The following is a 20759-nucleotide window of genomic DNA, read 5'->3' as shown; positions in this document are numbered from 1 at the left end:
GATGTCTGACTTCTTCGCAAATATATAAAAATATTATTCTCAACAAATCATATGTAAAAAAACTTAATTCGGATTTTTTGTTAGTTTTTTATAAAAAAGACATAAAAAGCAGTGCAAAGTGGCATTTTACAAGTAAGTGTCATATTGACGCTTTTTCGAAATAAGATTTATTTAAGAATTTGTCTTTTGAGAATATTCTTATTTGCTAAAAATGAAATTATACCTATGCAACCTTTTATTCAAAGAAAAAATCCTTTCATCTTTCATTAAAAAGACAAAAGGATTTTTGTTTATAAAGAAGAATCAAAGCTGATTCTTTAAATCATATTTTAATTAGTTTTTCAAGTCTTTAATTACTTTAAAAGCAACATCAACTTGATCTTCTCCGACTAGAATAGTAAATTCATTTGAAGTTGAAATTACCTCGTTGATGATAATTCCTTCCCAAGCCAAACGTTGGAAAATGAAGTAGTAAATACCAGGAACAACAATATTTTCTTTAGGTAATTTTACAGTAATAGAAGCCAAATTATCCAATTTCTGAATTAATTTTTCTCTCATGAAGTGTTTTTCAACTAAGTGATTTACACTGCTGCTCACGACAATATTCGTTTCATTTACTCCACGAGATGAGGTATAAAAAATATCAGATAAAGCATTAATATCAGAGATCAAATCTGCTTGTTTGTTTAAAACAGTTTCAGACGCTGCAAAAGTGTAATCTGTAAGTTCAGAGCGAACCGTGATTTCACCGATATTTTTAATTACTTTATTGATTTTGTGGTTCAGTTTAAAATCTAGTTCTTCTGTCAGTCGTTTTAAAGACATTACTACAGCGCCTTGTTTTACTTCTTTACCAAACTCACTTTCTAATTCGGTCATAATATTTCGCGAAAGTGATGTTAGGTTAATAATTCCGAGAGACAGGGCATTTAATAAAAATGGTTTTGTTTTAATGTAGTTTTCTACAATAGAAGAAACAGTTTTCATAATTCTTTTTTTTTTTTGGTAACAGTTGAGTTGGTTTGTTAATTTAACATTGCGATGTTATAATTCTTTGCAAATATAAATAAAAAAACAAATTGTTACAATTATAACAATGAAAAATTATGTTAAAAGTGATAAAAAGCGTCGGTAAGATGTTCAATTGCAAATGATTCCCCGTTTTTATGGATCGCAACGATGTCAAAACGGATTTCTAAATCTTCCTGAAAATCCTTTTCCCTATCGTTTATGTAGGCATTTACTGCTTTAATAAGTAATTGAATCTTTTTTTGCTTCACAAAATCTTGCGGAGAACCAAAATCTAAACTCGAACGAGTTTTAACTTCAACAATCGCCAAAACATTATCTTTTTGTGCAATTATATCTATTTCTGCTTTTTGAATAACAAAATTTCGCTCTAGAATTGAATATCCATTTTCTTCGAGATGTGCAGTTGCGAGATCTTCTCCTAATTTTCCTAAATCGTTGTGTTCTGCCATTTTTATAGTATTCAGTCTCGGTCTCAGTTTTCAGTGTGAATCTGAGAAATTATTTTTATGAAATGAAGTTATTGCACGAAAAAACGCAAAACCTCAAAGCATTTTAAAACTTTGCGATTTTGCGTCTCTCCGAGATTTTTATGTGGTATTGTTAGATTTCCTTAAATAAGGAGCTTGACTGTATTATTTTTTAAAAGTAACCGTACTTCCAGAAGATGTAACTTCTATAGAAACGGTATTTCCCATAATTAAAGCTCTGTTGTCTCTAATATGGCCGGCTGGGAAATTAAAAATTACTGGAATATTGTATTTTTTTGTTACGTCATCAATAATCTCTAATGCATTTTTACCCCAAGGCACTTCATTGTCTTTCATGCTTGTCATTCCGCCAATGATAATTCCTTTTAGATTTTCAATACATCCATTACGTCTTAGATTCATCATCATACGGTCGATATGATACAGATATTCATCTAAATCTTCGATAAATAAAATTTTGTCCTTACAGTCAATTGCAGACGGAGATCCTAACAAACTATATAAAATAGACAAGTTACCTCCAACCAATTCTCCCGTTGCGCTTCCCAAACGATTCATCGGACTTGGGCTGATAGAGTAGGAAATAGGTTCGTTAAATAAAGCTGCTTTTAATGAACTTACAGCATCTGGCGTCGCTCTAGGAACGGTTACCGGCATAATACCATGAATAGATTTATAGCCCATCGTATTCAAATGATTATGAAGCACCGTTACATCACTAAAACCGATAACCCATTTAGGATGCTGTTTAAATTTCGTAAAATCTAGTAAATCTAACATTCTAACAGTGCCATATCCGCCACGAACGCACCAGATCGCTTTAATATTTGAATTGTCCATTTGTTTCTGAAAATCGGCAGCTCTCTGTTCATCTGTTCCAGCCAATTGATGATAATCTAAACCAATTGTTGATCCAATTACAGCTTCTAAACCCCAACTGTGCAATAAATCTATTGTTGGTTTTAAATTGTCGTCGATGTTTTTTCTTGCTGTTGCCAAAAGTGCGACAGTATCTCCTTTTTGTAAATAAGGCGGTGTTATCATGTTTTGTTGAGATTGACAGTTGAATGATTGTAAAGCAAAAATAAGAAATGCGAGTTGAAACAGAATATTTGGCTTCTTACTATCTAAAAGGTTTTTCATAATCATTATTTGCTTCTTTTCATTTTGTATGAAAAAACAAATATAGAAATTTTAGATTTTAAATCTATTTGAATTTTCTTACAATTAAATAAAAAAGATTAATATTGAATATTTTTTAAAATACTAAATACATGCACTTTTTCAGAATCTTTTTAATAATTCTATTTTTTTCAATTCAAACGCAATCTCAATCCAAAAAGTATAAAATACATACAGTTGCTTTTTACAATTTCGAAAATCTCTATGACACTATAAATGATGAATTTACAAATGATGACGAATGGACTCCAAATGGGGCACAGCATTGGACGGCAGAAAAATATCAGCAAAAATTAAAAAATTTAGCAAGAGTGATATCTGAAATTGGAACGCCAGAAAATTCAAATGCTCCGACTTTAATCGGTGGAGCTGAAATCGAAAACCGTAATGTTTTAGAAGATTTAATTAAAGAACCAAAATTACAGCCTTTGGATTTAGGAATCATTCATTTTGATTCACCAGACAAACGTGGTATTGATGTCGCTTTGCTTTATCAGAAAAAATACTTCCGTCCCACGTCCTTTTCAAATATTCCATTACTTATTTATAAAAAGGAAATTTCAAAAAAAGAGGAACAATCAGAAGTTTTAGATGATGAAGTTGAAGTTAAAAAAGAAAATAAAAATCGTGTTTTCACAAGAGACCAGCTTTTGGTTTCAGGGTTTTTAGAAAATGAAGAAATTCATATTATCGTAAATCATTGGCCATCTAGATCTGGCGGTGAAAAGGCAACGACAATGTTTCGTGAAGCTGCAGGAAAACTGAATAGAAAAATAATTGATTCATTACAGCGCATTAATCCACAGGCAAAAGTATTGACAATGGGAGATTTTAATGATGGACCGTTTAATAAAAGTATAAAAGCGGGGTTAGGAGCGAAGGGTATAAAGACGGAAGTTTCAGAATTTGGAGTTTTTAATCCTTTTGGAGACCTTGCCAATAAAGGTTTAGGAACCATTGCATATCGTGACTCTTGGAATATTTTTGATCAAATTATCATGACAGCTTCTTTAGTGAAAACAGATTTTTTGACTTTTAATTTTTGGAAAGCAGGCATTTTCAATAGACCTTACCTTATTCAGAATTCAGGAGCATATAAAGGTTATCCGTTGCGAAATACATTGGCGGATGCTGGCTTTAGTGACCATTTTCCAGTTTATATTTATTTGATAAAAGAGTTTTAATGAGTTTTCACTACCTTAGCTTTTCATAAATTTTGAATAAAAATGGCTATAGCAAAACCTTTTAACCTGACGCAATGGATTGACGAAAACCGTCATTTACTTAAACCGCCTGTTGGGAATAAAAACCTGTATGTTGATTCTGGAGATTACATTGTAATGATTGTTGCAGGTCCAAATGCTCGAAAAGATTATCATTATAACGAAACAGAAGAACTTTTTTATCAGCTAGAAGGAAGTATTAAGGTTGTCATTCAGGAAGATGGACAGCGTAAAGAAATGGAATTAAATGCCGGTGATATGTATTTGCATCCTGCAAAAGTGCCTCATTCTCCTGTTCGTTCAGAAGGTTCTATCGGACTTGTAATAGAACGTAAACGTGCTGGACAAGGTTTTACAGATGGTTTGCTTTGGCATTGCGATAACTGCAATCATAAATTGTATGAAGTGTATTTTGAACTTCATAATATAGAGAAAGATTTTCTTCCTCATTTTGAACACTTCTACAATTCAGAAGAATTAAGAACTTGTGATAAATGTGGTATTGTTATGGAAACCGATCCTAGGTTTGTAGCGAAGAAATAATGTTAATTACATATAAAAATAACCCAACAATTATTGTAAGCTTGTTGGGTTATTTTTTTAACGCTAAAAAAGAAGATTGTATCATTTTTGAAGTATATTTGTATTACAAATAACTCATAAATATATCAAAAATGATACAAGAAATAATTGCATATAAAAATATTGTCGATAATATTGAGAGTTTAATGAACAAATCACCCTTTAAAAAAAGCTATATTATTGAGCAAGTTGGTATTCCAAGTCCAACGTTCTATCGTAAGTTAAAGACTCAGACTTTTTCTGCCGATGAAATGCTTTCTATTGCTAAAATTCTTTCTCCAGAAGAAAACTTTAGATTAGAATTAAAAGAGGAAATCGAGCAGGGTAAACGTGATCTCGAAAATGGAGATTTTATTACTCATGAAGAAATGCTGGCAGAATTAAGAAGTAAAAAACTTATATAGATTTACAAATCATAAGGATTTAAAGGTCGTTGGCGATTATTCCAAAAAGCAATCAGTTTTATTTGATTTTCTTTTATTGCATAATATAAAGTGATATGTTTTGAGATTACTATTTCCCGGCATTCTAAATCATCCCTATATTTTCCTATTTGAGGATTTTTTTCTAATAACTTATTTACTCTTAATACATCGAGAATAAATTTTTCTGCTATTAATGGTGACCAATATAATTCTAAATAATTTCGAATAGAGTAAAAGTTATGTTTTGCTTTTTTTGACCAAACAATTTCCATTTAATATAATTTATTTGGCTAAATTATAAAAAATAACTTACAAATTATGTTTCTATAATTCGAGTTTTTTGCCCTGTTCAGGATAGATAATCTTCAATCCTAAATCATTTTGAGCTTTTAACTGCTCTTTAATTTTTGCAATATTCTTTGCTGGAGGTTTTAAATGTGTGATAATAATTTTAAAGTTTTCAAGAGAACCTTTCCCAGCTAAATCCTCTAGAACATGAAGTTCTTTTATTAAATAATTTGGAGTCAAATGACCAAATAAAAATTTATCTGGCTGTTCGTTAGGAAACGAAACTTCAATAAAAATTCCCTTCAATTGTTTGGTTTTAACCAATGGTGCAACAGCTGTCCATAAATCACGAAGATTATTGCTCTTTTCTACTTCATCTGGACCTGTATCCCCTAAATATAACGCATAATCATTCTCATTTTTAATTAAGAAAGCAGTACTCTCAAACGGATTAACATGGCTTAGAGAAAATGCTTTAACGGTCATTTTGGTATTCGTTAAAGAAGTTTCTTCTCCCAAATTTAAAGTCTGAAAATGGTATTTTTTTAAAGGAAATCCGGGCCCTGCGTCTCCAAAATTAGCCCAAGTCTGATCGTTGAAATAATGGTTTTCCATCATTTCCATGCATTTATTAGTAGCATAAACCGTTTTTGAAGAATCGGCAGGTGAGTTTATGATCAAACCAGAAACATGATCTAAATGTGCGTGCGAAATCAAATATCCTTTGATGTATTTTCGTAAAATTTCGCTTGTCGAAACTTTGAAAGTTTTCTTTTCAATAGCTTTTTCGATTCCTGCATTTACAGTTCCAGCGTCAAGACAGATATAATCAGTTGTATTTGATGGAGCGATTAAATAAGCTGAAAGATTTTTTTCGTCTATTCCGCCCATTACTCCTAATGGAACTACTGAAAAAGAAGTTTTTGTTTTTTGAGAAAATATATTGGTTGTTATTAAAAGAAAACAAAGGAGAAGCCGAATATAAGAGGTCATATTTTTAATTTTAAGTAATGCAAATTTCATTAAATAAATTCAATATTGAGGTTTCGTTTCTGTTAATACTATAAAATAAGCTTAAATTTACTTTTATTTATGAATTGACTACAATGGGAAATTAATTCGAAAAGAATATCTTTACATAAAAATATAACAATTTTAACAAAAAAAGTTACAATGACAACAATAGCATCGCAATTTGGAATGAAGGAAGCTCTTGATAAATTGGGCATCAAGACAATAAATGAAGGAACATCAACAGGAATTAATAACTTTTCTTCTGGAGAAATTCTAGAAAGTTATTCGCCTGTTGACGGAAAATTAATTGCTTCGGTAAAAATGTCAACTGCAGAAGATTATGAAAAAGCAATCCAAACAGCGGCAGAAGCTTTTAAAACATTTAGATTAATTCCTGCTCCACAGCGTGGTGAAATTGTGCGTCAGTTTGGAGAAAAATTGAGACAAAATAAAGAAGCCCTTGGTAAGCTGGTTTCTTACGAAATGGGAAAATCATTGCAGGAAGGTCTTGGTGAAGTTCAAGAAATGATAGATATCTGTGATTTTGCTGTTGGTTTATCACGTCAGCTTCACGGATTAACAATGCATTCTGAAAGGCCAGGACATCGTATGTACGAACAATACCATCCGTTGGGAATTGTCGGAATCATTTCAGCGTTTAATTTCCCAGTTGCTGTTTGGTCTTGGAACACAGCTTTAGCTTGGATTTCTGGTGATGTTTGCGTTTGGAAGCCTTCAGAAAAAACACCTCTTTGCGGTATTGCTTGTCAAAACATTATAGCTCAGGTAATAAAGGAAAACAATCTCCCAGAAGGAATTTCGTGTTTAATAAACGGTGATTACAAAATAGGAGAGTTGTTGACTGCTGATACTCGTATCCCGCTTATTTCTGCGACAGGTTCTACTAGAATGGGGAAAATTGTTGCTCAGACTGTTGCGGGGAGATTAGGTAAATCGTTGTTAGAATTAGGAGGAAATAATGCCATTATTGTGACTCCAGATGCCGATATTAAAATGACCGTTATTGGTGCTGTTTTTGGAGCTGTTGGAACAGCTGGACAGCGTTGTACTTCAACTCGTCGATTGATTATTCACGAAAGTATTTATGATAAAGTAAAAGATGCATTGGTTGCGGCTTATAAACAGTTGAGAATCGGGAATCCGCTTGACGAAAACAATCATGTTGGTCCACTAATTGATACGCATGCTGTCGAAATGTATGCAGCGGCTTTGAATAAAGTTGTAGCCGAAGGCGGAAAAATCCTTGTAGAAGGAGGAGTGCTTTCTGGCCAAGGTTATGAAAGCGGCTGCTATGTAAAACCTGCGATTGCTGAAGCTGAAAACTCATTTGAAATTGTACAACATGAAACATTTGCTCCAGTTTTATATTTACTTAAATATTCTGGTGAAGTAGAAAATGCAATCGAAATTCAAAATGGTGTTGCTCAAGGTTTATCTTCTGCAATTATGACCAATAATTTGCGCGAAGCCGAAAGATTTTTATCAGCAACAGGTTCTGACTGCGGAATTGCAAACGTAAATATTGGAACTTCTGGTGCTGAAATTGGCGGAGCTTTTGGTGGTGAAAAAGAAACAGGAGGAGGACGTGAATCAGGGTCTGATGCTTGGAAAATTTATATGAGACGTCAAACAAATACAATTAATTATACGACAAATCTTCCGCTTGCACAAGGGATTAAATTTGATTTGTAATTCGATAATATTTGAAATTTAAAAAAGGCTTCCAATTTTGGAAGCCTTTTTAAGTTAAGTTTTGGTTTTTATTTTTTAATTAGTGTTTGGTTTATCGATCCATCAACAGTAATAATTTTTGCTAGATAAGTTCCAGGAATTAAACCGTTTGTATCAATGCTTTGAGAATTTCCAGAATTGATCACTAGATTTCCAGAAATGTTGTAGATAAGTACTTTTTGTACTTTCTGTTCTGGGTCTGATAAGTATAAAGTGCTTGAAACTGGATTCGGATACAAGATTATTTGTGAAGTTTCTATGCTTTCTTTTGCAGCAGTTTCAGTTGCAACAGCCATTCTTAAAGTGCTTCCGCCGTAAACTGTGCTGATGTAGAATAGATTTGCAACAGAGCCTTTTGTTATAGTGTGAGAACCAGCAGCAATTGAAGCCGTTACGATACCTGCTGATGCCGTATAAGAAACATTATCTACTTTAATAGTTCCCGTAAAGTTTGAATCGAAAACCAAAGTTAAAGTAGACGTACTTGTTGTTGTATAAGTTATTGATGTACTTGATTCTATTTTTAGACGTTCAGTAAGTGTTAAACCATTGTAAGTTACAGAACCTGGAGTTGAATTCATATTTCCTGTTATAGAGTAGAATGTACTTGTTTTGCCAGATGTTGTAAAATTATGTAATTCAGATCCTCCGCCTGAACCTGTAGTAACTGTTATTGTTCCTGATGCAGATACTGGCGTTCCAGCTGTACCTGAAGTTGTTACAGTGTAAGAAACATTTGCAGTTGGAGTTCCAGTGATAGTTATAGTTTTTGCTGTTGTATTTTTCACAAATGACAATCCAGAAGCAGGTAATCCAGTTACAGATGCATCTGTTGCGTTTCCGCCCCAAGTAAATACGATTGAAGCAATAGCAGTTCCAGATGAAACCGTTTGACTATTGTTGCCACTAGAAGTTAATGTTTGGTTTCCAGCAGCGGTAACTGTTACAGTTCCTGAACCAGTGGCTGGGGAACCACTAGTTCCAGAAGTTGCAATTGAGTACGAAACTGTTGCAGTTGGGGTACCCGAAATAGTTATAGTTTTAGCTGTAGTATTTTTTACAAAAGATAAACCTGAAGCAGGTAATCCCGTTACAGTTGCATCAGTTGCATCTCCGCCCCATGTAAATACGATGGAAGAAATTGCTGTTCCGCTTACAACCGTTTGATTGTTGTTTGAAGCAGAAGTTAACGTTAAAGTCTGTGTTCCAGCAGGTGGATTCCCTTCTCCTTGTACAGCGACCAAATTTCCAGTGTAATTTGTAAGAGCTGTTTTTAATGCTGTAATAACTAAAGAAGAAGTATCATCTGTAGCGTTGTTGAATGTCCATTTCAAATCTCCTCCAGAAACACGTCCTGCATATTGAGTCGTTTTTGTTTTTGCAGCGGCAGGAGTATCGATAGTTAAATTTTTTACATATAAATTAGCATCTGTATCGAAGTTGTTGTAAACATTAGCGCCCGATTTAGATTTAACAGAACTGCTTACCACTTCTCCTCTTGTAGAAGCCACATAAGCATCAAAATCTGTTGTAGAGCTTATTTTTCCTGAGATATTGTACAACGGATTAGGGTCATTATAAGCTACAAAACGCATATTATTGGTTCCGTTAGAAGCGTCAAAAGTATTGTTGAAAGCTTTAATGCTTCCTCCAGCTTCCCCAGAGAATGTTCCCATTGTTCCAGCATTATTCACTTGGTTTGCTTCGTCCCAAATATCAGAACCTTGAAGTGAAGTTAGCATTGGATGCTTACTATTTCTGAAATAATTACCTTCAACAAAAAGCGAAGATCCCATAGTTGATCCTGCTCCATATTTAGAAACTCCGTCATAATAGTTGTTGTAAATATGTGCTGAATAATAACGTACACGAGGATGGCGTGAATCTGAATGATCAAACCAGTTGTGGTGATAAGTAATATAAAGTCCAGAAGTTGTTCCTTCGCTTAAACCTAAAAGACTTGCTTTTCCATTATCCCAAAAGTGGTTGTAAGATAATGTGATATAAGTTGAAGTTTTATTGTCAAGCGCACCATCGCCTTTTATTTGGTCAGCATCGCTTCCTGCATTTCCGTAGAATAAATCACAATTATGAACCCAAACGTGGTCATTGTCCTGTTGCATTCCTACGTTATCGCCTGCGGTACTATTGCAGTTCATAAATCCAAGATTGCTTACTTCGATGTTTGAAGCCGACTTCAGTCTAACTCCCCATCCATTTGCGACAGCATCGTCTCCAATACCTTCAATGGTAACATAACTCGAAGCATTGTTTGCGTTTTCAATAACAACATCTCCACCTTCCATAACCGTCATATCAGTGATATTTCCGATTAAACGGATAATAAACGGACGAGTGTCTTTTCCTTTCTTGATAGCGTAAAGAATATTCTGTAAACCAATACAAGGATTTGAACTTGCACCAGTAATATTCATTGAAATTGTGTTTTTAGTATTTTGGGTAATGTAGAGAATTACCGCGTTGTCTTTAGGAGTTCCGTCTGCTTTGTATCCTCCTGGAACACGCCCGCCATCAAAAGCAAATCCGTTTCTGTCGTGTGCGGTTACAGTTAGATTTCCTGTTGTGGCTCCAGTTCCTTCTGTGCCATTTACAACAGGTTTTACTTTTACAATGTAAGTTCCGGCTTTAAGTCCCGGAATGTCAGCACGGAAATAAGAACCATAACTTCTAATAAGCTGGTCGTCTATTTTTTGGTCTGTAAATCCGTTGCCAGTGTAATAGACATTGTAGGTCTGAGCACCACTGACTGGCTGCCATTTTACAAAAGCAGTTTCCAACCAGCCAGAAGCTTCATTAATTTGGATAGTTTGGGCCCATAATTGAACTGTCATGAGAAAGACAGCCACGAAAAGTAGGTTTTTTTTCATAAGGTTTGTTTAAGATAGTTAATAAAATAAGTAAGTGGTTTTTACTTTCGATTTCAAGTGGTTTAATTGTAATCGATTACACAAAATTATATATTAATTTTAAATAGTATAATTTTTTTGCTAAAAAAAAGAGGATACTTGAATTATTGAGCTTTTAAAATATTAAAAATGTAATAAATTGCATTAATTGTAATTTATTACATATTAGTCGTTGAGTACGGAAAGCCGTATTTTTCTCGCCTTTAGTAATTTTAAACCTTAAACAAAATGAATGGGGATAATCTGTAATTTTTTTTTATTACATAAATTACATTTTATTTTTTTGTAGGAAATGGATTCTTTTTGTGTTTTGAATAAAAGATTATTCTTAGAAGATTTTATTAGAATATTGAATTGGCATTCAAATTTTAGTCTATTAGAAATAAAAAAAGCCCTTTTGATTTTACTCAAAAGGGCCTGAATTAATATTTTTGGACAATTAGTCTTTACTAGAAAGTTTAGATAAAAGTCTTAAGAATTCAATATACAACCAAACCAATGTGATCATTAATCCCATTGCTCCATACCATTCCATAAATTTTGGCATTTTTTCTCTTGCACCTTTTTCAATTAAATCAAAATCTAAGAAAAGGTTAAGTGCTGCTATAATGATAACAAAAACACTGATACCGATACTCATCATGGAATTTCCATAATGAACAGGTGTCCAGCTTGTAAACATTGATACAACCCAAGAAATTAAATAATAAGTTGCAATTGCTAACGTTGCAGCAACCACAACAGATTTGAATTGTTCTGTAACTTTTACGATTCTAAATTTGTACAAACCAAGGCAAACCAAGAAAGTAACAAGAGTTGCACCAACTGCATTGATTACGATTCCTGGAAATTTTAATTCAAATATCGCAGAAATACCACCTATGAACAATCCTTCGAATAAAGCATATCCTGGCGCTAGGTAAGGAGATAGCTGTGGTTTGAATGAAGAAACTAATACTAAAATAAAACCAATAATTGCACCTCCAATTGTAGGTAACATCGGATTCATTCCATTAAAAGCCATCCACCATGTTACCATAGCAGCTCCGCATAAAATTAGAAATAAGATTGCTGTTTTGTTAATTGTTCCAGACACCGTCATTTCTTGATTGTAATCAATAATCTGAGCTTGGTGTACTTCTGTTCTTGATTCAGTATTAGACGAAAAACGCTTACTGTTTAAAAATGGATTTTTTGAATTAAAGTTCATATTTTAATACATTTAATTGAATTCAAATATATGGAGATTTTTTGATGTGCACTTGCATAGAAGAATTTTTTAACATGAATTTCTGTTCTTTATTAAGACATAAAAAAAAATCCATTAAAACTAATTTAATGGATTTTCAATATTTTAATTTAAAGAAATTTTCTTATTTCAATAAGTCTAAAACTAACGATGGGAATAAACCTAAAGCAATATTTAAAACAATTGATACTACAGCTGTAGCATAAATAAGGAATGGTCTTCCTGTTCTTTCTTGATTAGGTTCTTTAGAATACATTGCGATGATTAGTTTGAAATAATATCCAACACTAATGATAGAATTAATTACTGCAACGATTACTAAACCAATGTATCCTGCTTGAATTGTTTGATTGAATAAGAACAACTTAGCAAAGAATCCAGAGAAAATAGGAATTCCGGCCATTGATAATAATGAAGCTGTAAGAACTGCAGCCAATAGCGGATTTGTTTTTCCTAAACCGTGGAAATTTGTAATATCTTCATTATCCTGATCTCTGCATACATATAAAATCACACTGAAAGCTGCGATTCCTGCTAATGCGTAAGCAGCAGTGTAGTATAACAAAACTCCTGCTGAAGCTGAAACAGTTAGTAAAGTCATTAACATGAAACCTGCGTGAGAGATTCCAGAGAAAGCAAGCATACGTTTTACGTTTACTTGTCTTAATGCCATAATATTACCTACAGACATTGAGGTAATTGAGATTATAACCACGATAACTTCAAAAGTATGTAATAGATCTTGATTTTCTAATGAAGAAATAAAGTTCATTCCAGCAATCAGTTTAAATAAAGTTGCAATTGCAACTACTTTTGCCAATGTGCTCATTAAAGCAGTTGTCAAAGCAGGAGAACCTTCATAAACATCTGGAGCCCAGAAGTGGAAAGGAACAGCTGCAACTTTAAATAACATTCCGATAATCATTAAAATTAATCCAATAGGAAACCAGATTGGTAATTCTGCAGATAAAGCACTTTCGTGGATTTCACTTATATCAAAAGTTCCCATTGCTCCGTAAATCAAACAGATTCCGAATAAGATAATTCCTGATGCAAAAGATCCCATTAAGAAATATTTCATACCTGCTTCGTTACTCTTTATATTCAAACGGTCACTTGCCGCTAAAACATATAATGCGATAGATAAAATTTCGATTCCTAAGAAGAACATAGCTAAGTTTCCAAAAGAAACCATCGCTACAGCTCCAGCTAGTAAGAAAACTTTAATAGCAACATAATCAGAAATTTTCGTTGGGTGATTATGGTAAAAATTGTGACTTAATGCTACAAGGAAAATAGTCAAAACGATAAACAATGATGAAAAAGCTGTAGAAAACTTACTCACTGCTATCATGTTATTGTAATAACTTTGTTCTGCTCCAAATTCACAGTAATTAAGTGCTAATACGCCTAATAAACCCAAAATGGTAATAGGAACGATCGCCTTTCTTAAATTAAGAATTTCAAACAATAGGCAGAAAATACCCAATCCTGTTATAGCTATTAATGTATTCATTTTTATCTTTTTGATTTAGGATTTCAATTTTAAGCTTAAATCCTAATTTATTTTTGTTTAAAATATTAGTTCTTATTGATAACTTGTAAAATGTTTTCCAAGCTTGGTGTAATCAAATCTGTAATTGGTTTTGGATAGAAACCAAAGAATAATAAAACCGCGATGATTACAGCAAATGAAATTCCCTCGTTAAGCGTAACATCAGCAAAAGCTTTAGAGTTAGTTTCTCCTAACATTACATGCTGGAACATTCTTAACATATAGTAAGCTCCTAGAATAATAGTAGTACCGCCAAGGATAGCAAACCAGATATTAATTTGAGATAAGCTGTATAATACTGTAAACTCTCCAACAAAGTTAAATGTACTTGGTAATGCAACAGAAGCTAATACTAAGATTAAAAACATCGATGTGAATTTTGGAGATTGCGCACGAATTCCGCCCATTCCGCCAATTTCTCTAGTTTCGTATCTTCTAAAAATTACTTCAGCAGCAAAGAACAATCCTACCACAACGAAACCGTGAGCGATCATTTGCATAACTGACCCTCTAAAACCATCAAGCGTTAAAGTATAAGATCCAGCAGCAATTAATCCAACGTGAGCAAGAGAAGAATAAGCTAATAGTTTTTTCAAATCTTTTTGTCTCAACGCTACAATTGAACCATAAATTACACCTGCAATTCCTAAAGCGATAAAGATATGCATGTACTCTTTAGCTGCGATTGGAGCAAGTGGCAATTGCCAACGAAGTACGCTGTATAATCCCATTTTTAGCATAATACCAGATAAAAGCATTGTTCCAACAGTCGGTGCTTTTTGGTATACATTTGCCTGCCAAGTGTGGAAAGGAATAATTGGAATTTTGATAGCATAAGCTAAGAAGAAAGCCAAGAAAATCCAGAATTGCTCGCAAGCAGATAAGTTTACTTTGTATAAATCTTCGATTAAGAAAGAACCAGCTTTTGTGTATAAGTAAATAAAAGCAGTCAACATGAATAACGAACCAGCAAGTGTATAAATAAAGAATTTAACCACTGCTTTTCTGCGCTCTTCAGCATCGCCATTACCCCAGATCAAAGCAATAAAGTAGATTGGAATAAGCGCTAGCTCCCAGAAGATATAGTATAAAAGACCGTCAGCTGCTAAGAAAGTTCCCGCCATGGCAAAAGCCATAAACAAGATTAATCCATAAAAGCTTTTTGCATTTTTATATTCATTTCCAAAAGAAGAAAATATAATAATCGGAGTTAAAGCTGCAGTTAGTAAAACCATTGCAAGCCCAAGACCATCACCATTTAAAGCGAAAGAAATTTTTGGCTGATTAATCCAGCTGTTGATTACGCTGATATTTTCGCCAGCATTATAATTATTCAATAATACAATTGAACATCCTAAAGCGGCTAAACTAAAAAGTAAAGCAACTTTTGAAGCTAGTTTGTCACCAGAAAAGTAAGTGGCAAATGCACCAATTAAAAGTATAATTAATATAGTAGAAACGTTCATAGTAATAATATTATTGAGCTAAAAATATATAGGAAACAATTGCACAAAGTCCTAAAACAAATACAAATAGATATAATCCTATACTTCCGGTTTGTAATTTTTTTCCTTGGAAAGCAATTTCGTTTGCTATTTTACCTAATCCAAAAACAAGAGCAGACAATCCTGTCTCGATATAATCTCTAAAGAATTTAGATAAACTATTTACTGGTGCTACAAATACAGCGTCGTAAACTTCGTCTACATAATATTTGTTGTATAACACTTTGCTTAAACCAGTAATGTTTTCATCAGATTCTGGAACATTATCTTGTTTAAAGTATTTTATGTAAGCAATTAAAATCCCTAGTAATCCGCCTAAAACTGCAACACCCATTAAAGTGTATTCAGTTGCGCCTAAATGGTGTTCTTCACCTGCTACTTTTGTGAAAAGAGGAGCAAGGTATCCATTTAACCAGCTGTTTCCAGGTAAACTGATCAATCCGCCAAAAGTTGCTAAAATAGCTAAGATGATAAGCGGAATAGTAATTAATGAACCACTTTCGTGTAAGTGATGTTTTTGTTCTTCAGTACCTCTGAATTCTTTGAAGAAAGTCAAGAACATTAAACGGAACATATAGAAAGCTGTCATGATTGAAGCAACAGATCCAACAACGTATAATGGAATACTGTGGTGGAAAGCTGTCAATAAAATTTCATCTTTAGAAAAGAATCCTGAGAAAAATGGAACTCCTGAAATTGCTAATGAAGAAATCAACATAGTCCAGAATGTAATTGGCATTGCTTTACGCAATCCACCCATATTACGCATATCTTGTTCACCGTGTAATCCGTGAATTACAGATCCAGATCCTAAGAATAAACAAGCTTTAAAGAAAGCGTGAGTGATTACGTGGAAAACCGCTACTTCATAAGCTCCAAATCCTAATGCTAAAAACATTAAACCTAATTGAGAAACTGTAGAGTAAGCCAATACTTTTTTGATATCGTTTTGAACCAATCCAATTGTAGCAGCGACTAATGAAGTGATTGCTCCAATAATTGCGATTACACTTTGAACGTCTGTTGCAAGGTCAAAAACAAAATTTAATCTTGTTACCATAAAAATACCAGCAGTAACCATCGTAGCCGCGTGGATTAATGCAGAAACTGGAGTTGGTCCAGCCATCGCATCAGGCAACCAAGTGTATAACGGAATTTGAGCAGATTTACCACAAGCCCCAATGAACAAGCATAAAGCTGCTAGAGAAAGTAATGGTAAATTTAAATTTGTAGCTCCAGCAATTGCCGTTTTTAAAGTTGCATAATCTAATGTAGAGAACATTGAACCAATGATGAACATACCGATTAAAAGACCTAAATCTCCAATTCTGTTCATGATGAAAGCTTTTTTAGCAGCATCATTGTAATCTTGGTTTTTATGCCAGAATCCAATTAATAGGTAAGAACAAAGTCCAACACCTTCCCATCCAATGAAAAGAACTAATAAGTTGCTTCCAATTACAAGTGTAATCATGAAGAATACGAATAGATTTAAATACGCAAAAAACTTGTGCATATTCTCATCATCGTGCATGTAACTGATAGAGTATAAGTGAATCAAAGATCCAATTCCAGTTACAAAAAGTAACCAAAGAACAGATAATTGATCTAATAAAAATCCAAGATTGATTTTTAAGTTGCTGATTTGAATCCAATCAAATAAAGTAACTTCGATTCCTTTTCCAGTTGAAGTTATTTGATTAAAAAGTAAAAGAGAAACTACAAAAGAAATTGCTACAGCAATAGTTCCGATTGCACCAGAAACTGTTTTGCCTAAGCTTTTTCCAAAAAAGACATTTACTAGAAAACCTAGTAAAGGAGTTAAAACTAAAATTAAAGCTAAATTGGTATCCATTTCTGATTATCCTTTTAAATTTTTTAAATTATCGATACTGATTGAGCCGATATTTCTAAAGATAGAAACTAAAATGGCCAATCCTACCGCAACTTCGGCTGCAGCAACCGCCATCGAGAAGAACACAAAAACTTGTCCTTGCGCATCTTGATGATAAGTTGAAAAAGCAACAAATAAAAGGTTTACCGCATTCAACATAATTTCGATAGACATGAAAACGATAATAGCATTTCGTCTGTACAATACACCAAAAATACCAATACAGAAAAGTACAACACTTAAAAAGATGTAGTTTTCAATACCTATTTGATTTAATATATTACCCATTATTTATTTAATTTTTCTTTTTTAGACAATAGAACTGCTCCAATCATAGCAACCAAAAGTAGGATCGAAGCAAATTCGAACGGAACCATATATTCGTTCAATAATATTTTACCTAAAACTTTAATTGATTGGAAATCTTCTCCAGTAGAATCGTATTCACCAACAATTGGTTTCGAGTTAATAAAGATTGTAATCAAAACAATCAGTATTAAACAGAAAGAAATAATAGCACCTAAACGTGTAATTCTAGGTCGGTGAACTTCTCGCTGTTCGTTCAGGTTCATCAACATGATGGTAAACAGGAACAGAATCATAATAGCTCCGGAGTAGACTATTATATGAACAACAGCTAAAAACTGAGAATTTAATAGTAAATAATGACCAGCGATTGAAAAGAAACAAATTACCAAGTAGATGGCACTATGAATCGGGTTTCTGCTGAAAATAGTCAAGAAAGCAGTAATAACGGTAATGAACGCTAAAAAGCAAAAGATAACTTGAACAGTTGTTGCGTGTGCAAAATCAGGAATATGTATCATTTAGTTAGCGTTTTTAAGTTGAGCGTTTTTCAAAGCCATTTCTAAAGGCATTACTAATTTATCTTTCCCGAAAATGAAATCTTCTCTATTGTAATTAGCAGGAACTAATACTTTAGATTCAGTTAAGTAAATAGCGTCTTTTGGACAAGCTTCTTCACATAAACCACAGAAAATACAACGAAGCATATTGATTTCGTAGATTTCTGCATATTTCTCTTCTCTATACAAGTGTTTTTCATCAGGTTTGCGTTCTGCAGCTTTCATAGTGATCGCTTCTGCAGGGCATGATAATGCACATAATCCGCAAGCTGTACAGTTTTCACGGCCTTGTTCATCACGTTTCAACATGTGCTGACCACGGTAAACTGGACTCATTTCACGAACCTGCTCTGGGTAATGAATGGTAACTTTTTTTCTGAAAAGGTGTTTTACTGTAATAACCAAACCTTTTACAATCGCCACAAGATACAATCGTTCAACAAAAGACATGTCTTTATTTGACACCACCTTTTTTCTACCCGATAATGATATAGTTTCTATTGACATTTTTACTATTATAGTTTATGATTTATAATTTGACATCGATCAAATTCAAAATCTATTTTGTTTTTATTTGAAGCTAATTACAGTTCTTAGAATCCTAAAGCGGCTAAGATTTCGTGTCTTAAAATAACAACACCTGTAATCATGATATTAATAATCGAAAGCGGAATTAATATTCTCCAGCCTAAGTTCATTAATTGGTCATATCTAAATCTTGGAATTGTCCAACGTACCCACATGTAAAAGAAAATGAAGAAACATATTTTTATAAATAATGCTCCAATTCCTAATAAGTTTGCTGTATTTACACCAACATTTTCTACCATCCATTGCATTCCAGGATAGTTGTACCCACCAAAGAATAATACAGAAATAATAGTAGAAGAGATAAACATACTCGCATATTCAGCAAATAAATAGAATCCCATTTTCATTGACGAATATTCTGTATGGTAACCTCCAATTAATTCGTTTTCACATTCTGCTAAATCGAAAGGAGTTCTATTGGTTTCTGCAAATGAACAGATTAAGAAAATCAAGAATGATAATGGCTGATAAAAAACATTCCAATTCATTCCTTGTTGCTGTAATGAAATTTCTTTTAAACTCATTGTTCCAGTCATCATCAATAAAGCAATTATTGATAATCCCATTGCAACTTCGTAAGAAACCATTTGAGAAGCGGCACGAATAGCTCCCATCAAAGAGAACTTGTTGTTAGAAGCCCATCCACCAATCATGATACCGTAAACTCCAACAGAAAGAACTCCGAAAATGTATAATAAGGCAATGTTTACATCTGTAGCTTGAAGAATAATGTCTCTTCCGAAAAGATGCAAACGATCTCCCCACGGAATTACAGCACTAGTCATTAAAGCGGTACTCATTGCAATTGCAGGTCCAACTACGAATAAAAATCTATTTGGTGTGTTTGGGAAAAACTCTTCCTTAGAGAACAATTTCATACCATCTGCAAGTGGTTGTAATAAACCTCCCCATCCAGCACGGTTTGGTCCAACACGATCTTGCAAGAAAGCAGCAACTTTACGTTCTGCCCAAGTAGAATACATCGCCATGATCATTGTTACCGCAAAAACGACAACAATAACAACACTTTTTTCTATAATAAATGCACTTTCCATTTCTTACTATTTTTGATCTTTATCAGTTAATGGAATTGCAGCCATACTAATCTTTTTACGGTCAATATCTCTACCTAAAAGAATATTCTTTTCTGTATCGATTGTAACTTTCTCTAATTTTTGAGTGTAGTTGTTTTGGTTGATAACAGAATCTTTTTCAAATTCTCTTGGTCCTTCAATAACCCAGTCATTCACATTTTTGTGATCAAAACGACAGCTGTTGCAGATGAATTCTTCTACTTCATGGTACTCGTCTTTACGACCAGTTACACGCTGAATTTCTCCACCAAACATCCAAACGGTAGTTTTTCCGCAACATCCTGGAGTAGTACATTCTCTGTGTGCGTTATAAGGTTTGTTAAACCAAACTCTTGATTTAAAACGGAAAGTTTTATCTGTTAAAGCTCCAACTGGACAAACATCAATCATGTTTCCAGAGAACTCATTGTCGATCGCTTTAGAAATTCCAGTTGAAATATTAGCGTGGTCACCACGATCCAATACTCCGTGAACTCTGTTGTCTGTCAATTGATCTGCAACTTGCACACATCTTTGGCATAAAATACAACGGTTCATGTGAAGTTGAATATTTGGACCAATATCTTCTGGTTCAAATGTTCTTTTCTCTTCAATGTAACGTGATTTCGGATTTCCGTGCTCAAAACTTAAATTCTGTAAATCACATTCACCAGCTTGATCACAAATAGGGCAATCTAATGGGTGATTGATTAATAAAAATTCTGTTACAGATTTACGGGCTTCAGTTACTCTTGCAGACGATTTACTGTTTACTTCCATACCATCCATACATCCTGTTACACAAGATGCCATTAATTTTGGCATTGGTCGTGGGTCAGCTTCACTTCCTTTAGAAACTTCAACTAAACAACAACGACATTTACCGCCGCTGCCTTTTAATTTTGAGTAATAGCACATGGCTGGCGGTACTAAATCCCCTCCAATCATACGTGCAGCCTGCAGGATTGTTGTTCCTGGTTCTACGTCTATACTTTGACCGTCTATGGTTACTTTCATCTCTTTATGATTTGAATGTTGAAAGTCGGAATATTCAAAAGAGTTGCTGTCCTTTTAATATTTTTAACTTTATAACTTTCTGCTATATATTTT

General features: G+C 33.5%; 19 protein-coding genes. 4 read left to right on the top strand and 15 right to left on the bottom strand.

The annotated features are described in order from the left end of the window. Nucleotides 1-333 precede the first annotated feature (333 nt). The 3 genes from JI750_RS04040 to JI750_RS04030 all read right to left on the bottom strand — a co-directional run bounded on the left by JI750_RS04040 (nt 334) and on the right by JI750_RS04030 (nt 2567). Complete coding sequence (locus JI750_RS04040) at nt 334-990, bottom strand: hypothetical protein (RefSeq protein ID WP_008466087.1); 657 nt, start codon at nt 988-990, stop codon at nt 334-336. A gap of 122 nt (nt 991-1112) precedes the next feature. Continuing rightward, a complete protein-coding gene (locus JI750_RS04035) occupies nt 1113-1484 on the bottom strand; it encodes a YraN family protein (RefSeq protein ID WP_177211344.1) in 372 nt (123 codons plus the stop codon). A 183-nt stretch (nt 1485-1667) separates the two neighbouring features. Beyond that, nucleotides 1668-2567, bottom strand: coding sequence for a S66 peptidase family protein (locus JI750_RS04030; RefSeq protein WP_201999774.1), 900 nt, complete (start codon nt 2565-2567; stop codon nt 1668-1670). A 230-nt stretch (nt 2568-2797) separates the two neighbouring features. Between JI750_RS04030 and JI750_RS04025 the strand changes: the two genes are divergently transcribed. The 3 genes from JI750_RS04025 to JI750_RS04015 all read left to right on the top strand — a co-directional run bounded on the left by JI750_RS04025 (nt 2798) and on the right by JI750_RS04015 (nt 4914). Continuing rightward, complete coding sequence (locus JI750_RS04025; RefSeq protein WP_201999067.1) at nt 2798-3889, top strand: endonuclease/exonuclease/phosphatase family protein; 1092 nt, start codon at nt 2798-2800, stop codon at nt 3887-3889. 42 nt (nt 3890-3931) lie between these two features. Then, complete coding sequence (locus JI750_RS04020) at nt 3932-4471, top strand: 3-hydroxyanthranilate 3,4-dioxygenase (protein WP_201999066.1); 540 nt, start codon at nt 3932-3934, stop codon at nt 4469-4471. 131 nt (nt 4472-4602) lie between these two features. Further along, on the top strand, nt 4603-4914 hold the full coding sequence (locus JI750_RS04015; protein ID WP_091128812.1) for a hypothetical protein: 312 nt from the start codon (nt 4603-4605) through the stop codon (nt 4912-4914). Between the two features lie 2 nt (nt 4915-4916). Here JI750_RS04015 and JI750_RS04010 read toward each other — a convergent pair whose 3' ends face one another. Both JI750_RS04010 and JI750_RS04005 read right to left on the bottom strand, forming a co-directional pair. Continuing rightward, nucleotides 4917-5207, bottom strand: coding sequence for a type II toxin-antitoxin system RelE/ParE family toxin (locus JI750_RS04010; protein WP_201999065.1), 291 nt, complete (start codon nt 5205-5207; stop codon nt 4917-4919). Between the two features lie 52 nt (nt 5208-5259). Beyond that, complete coding sequence (locus JI750_RS04005; RefSeq protein WP_201999064.1) at nt 5260-6216, bottom strand: MBL fold metallo-hydrolase; 957 nt, start codon at nt 6214-6216, stop codon at nt 5260-5262. A gap of 180 nt (nt 6217-6396) precedes the next feature. Between JI750_RS04005 and amaB the strand changes: the two genes are divergently transcribed. Next, entirely contained in the window at nt 6397-7950 is a 1554-nt protein-coding gene (gene amaB / locus JI750_RS04000) for an L-piperidine-6-carboxylate dehydrogenase (RefSeq protein ID WP_201999063.1), read from the top strand. A gap of 68 nt (nt 7951-8018) precedes the next feature. Here the strand turns inward: amaB and JI750_RS03995 are convergent, their stop codons facing one another. The 10 genes from JI750_RS03995 to JI750_RS03950 form a co-directional block, all read right to left on the bottom strand. After that, complete coding sequence (locus JI750_RS03995; RefSeq protein WP_201999062.1) at nt 8019-10877, bottom strand: pectate lyase family protein; 2859 nt, start codon at nt 10875-10877, stop codon at nt 8019-8021. Nucleotides 10878-11355: 478 nt separating this feature from the next. Next, a complete protein-coding gene (locus JI750_RS03990) occupies nt 11356-12126 on the bottom strand; it encodes a Bax inhibitor-1/YccA family protein (protein ID WP_201999061.1) in 771 nt (256 codons plus the stop codon). A gap of 163 nt (nt 12127-12289) precedes the next feature. Next, the gene (locus JI750_RS03985; protein WP_201999060.1) at nt 12290-13681 is read right to left on the bottom strand and encodes an NADH-quinone oxidoreductase subunit N; all 1392 of its coding nucleotides are present in this window, start codon (nt 13679-13681) and stop codon (nt 12290-12292) included. 65 nt (nt 13682-13746) lie between these two features. Then, nucleotides 13747-15186, bottom strand: coding sequence for a complex I subunit 4 family protein (locus JI750_RS03980; protein ID WP_201999059.1), 1440 nt, complete (start codon nt 15184-15186; stop codon nt 13747-13749). Nucleotides 15187-15196: 10 nt separating this feature from the next. Further along, nucleotides 15197-17080: an NADH-quinone oxidoreductase subunit L gene (gene nuoL, locus JI750_RS03975; RefSeq protein ID WP_201999058.1), complete on the bottom strand. Its 1884-nt coding sequence runs from the start codon at nt 17078-17080 to the stop codon at nt 15197-15199. 6 nt (nt 17081-17086) lie between these two features. Next, complete coding sequence (nuoK, locus tag JI750_RS03970) at nt 17087-17407, bottom strand: NADH-quinone oxidoreductase subunit NuoK (RefSeq protein WP_008466103.1); 321 nt, start codon at nt 17405-17407, stop codon at nt 17087-17089. Then, nucleotides 17407-17946, bottom strand: coding sequence for an NADH-quinone oxidoreductase subunit J family protein (locus JI750_RS03965; RefSeq protein WP_201999057.1), 540 nt, complete (start codon nt 17944-17946; stop codon nt 17407-17409). The genes nuoK and JI750_RS03965 overlap by 1 nt, the downstream gene beginning before the upstream one ends. Further along, complete coding sequence (locus JI750_RS03960; protein WP_111286267.1) at nt 17947-18492, bottom strand: NuoI/complex I 23 kDa subunit family protein; 546 nt, start codon at nt 18490-18492, stop codon at nt 17947-17949. It abuts the gene before it with no gap. An 86-nt stretch (nt 18493-18578) separates the two neighbouring features. Beyond that, nucleotides 18579-19631, bottom strand: a complete 1053-nt coding sequence (gene nuoH, locus JI750_RS03955) for an NADH-quinone oxidoreductase subunit NuoH (RefSeq protein ID WP_095929647.1) — start codon at nt 19629-19631, stop codon at nt 18579-18581. 6 nt (nt 19632-19637) lie between these two features. Next, the gene (locus tag JI750_RS03950; RefSeq protein WP_111286263.1) at nt 19638-20666 is read right to left on the bottom strand and encodes an NADH-quinone oxidoreductase subunit G; all 1029 of its coding nucleotides are present in this window, start codon (nt 20664-20666) and stop codon (nt 19638-19640) included. Nucleotides 20667-20759: the final 93 nt, after the last annotated feature.

The organism is Flavobacterium tagetis (genome assembly GCF_016735615.1).
GTDB classification, from domain to species: Bacteria; Bacteroidota; Bacteroidia; order Flavobacteriales; family Flavobacteriaceae; genus Flavobacterium; species Flavobacterium tagetis.
This window is presented reverse-complemented; position numbering and strand designations above follow the sequence as displayed.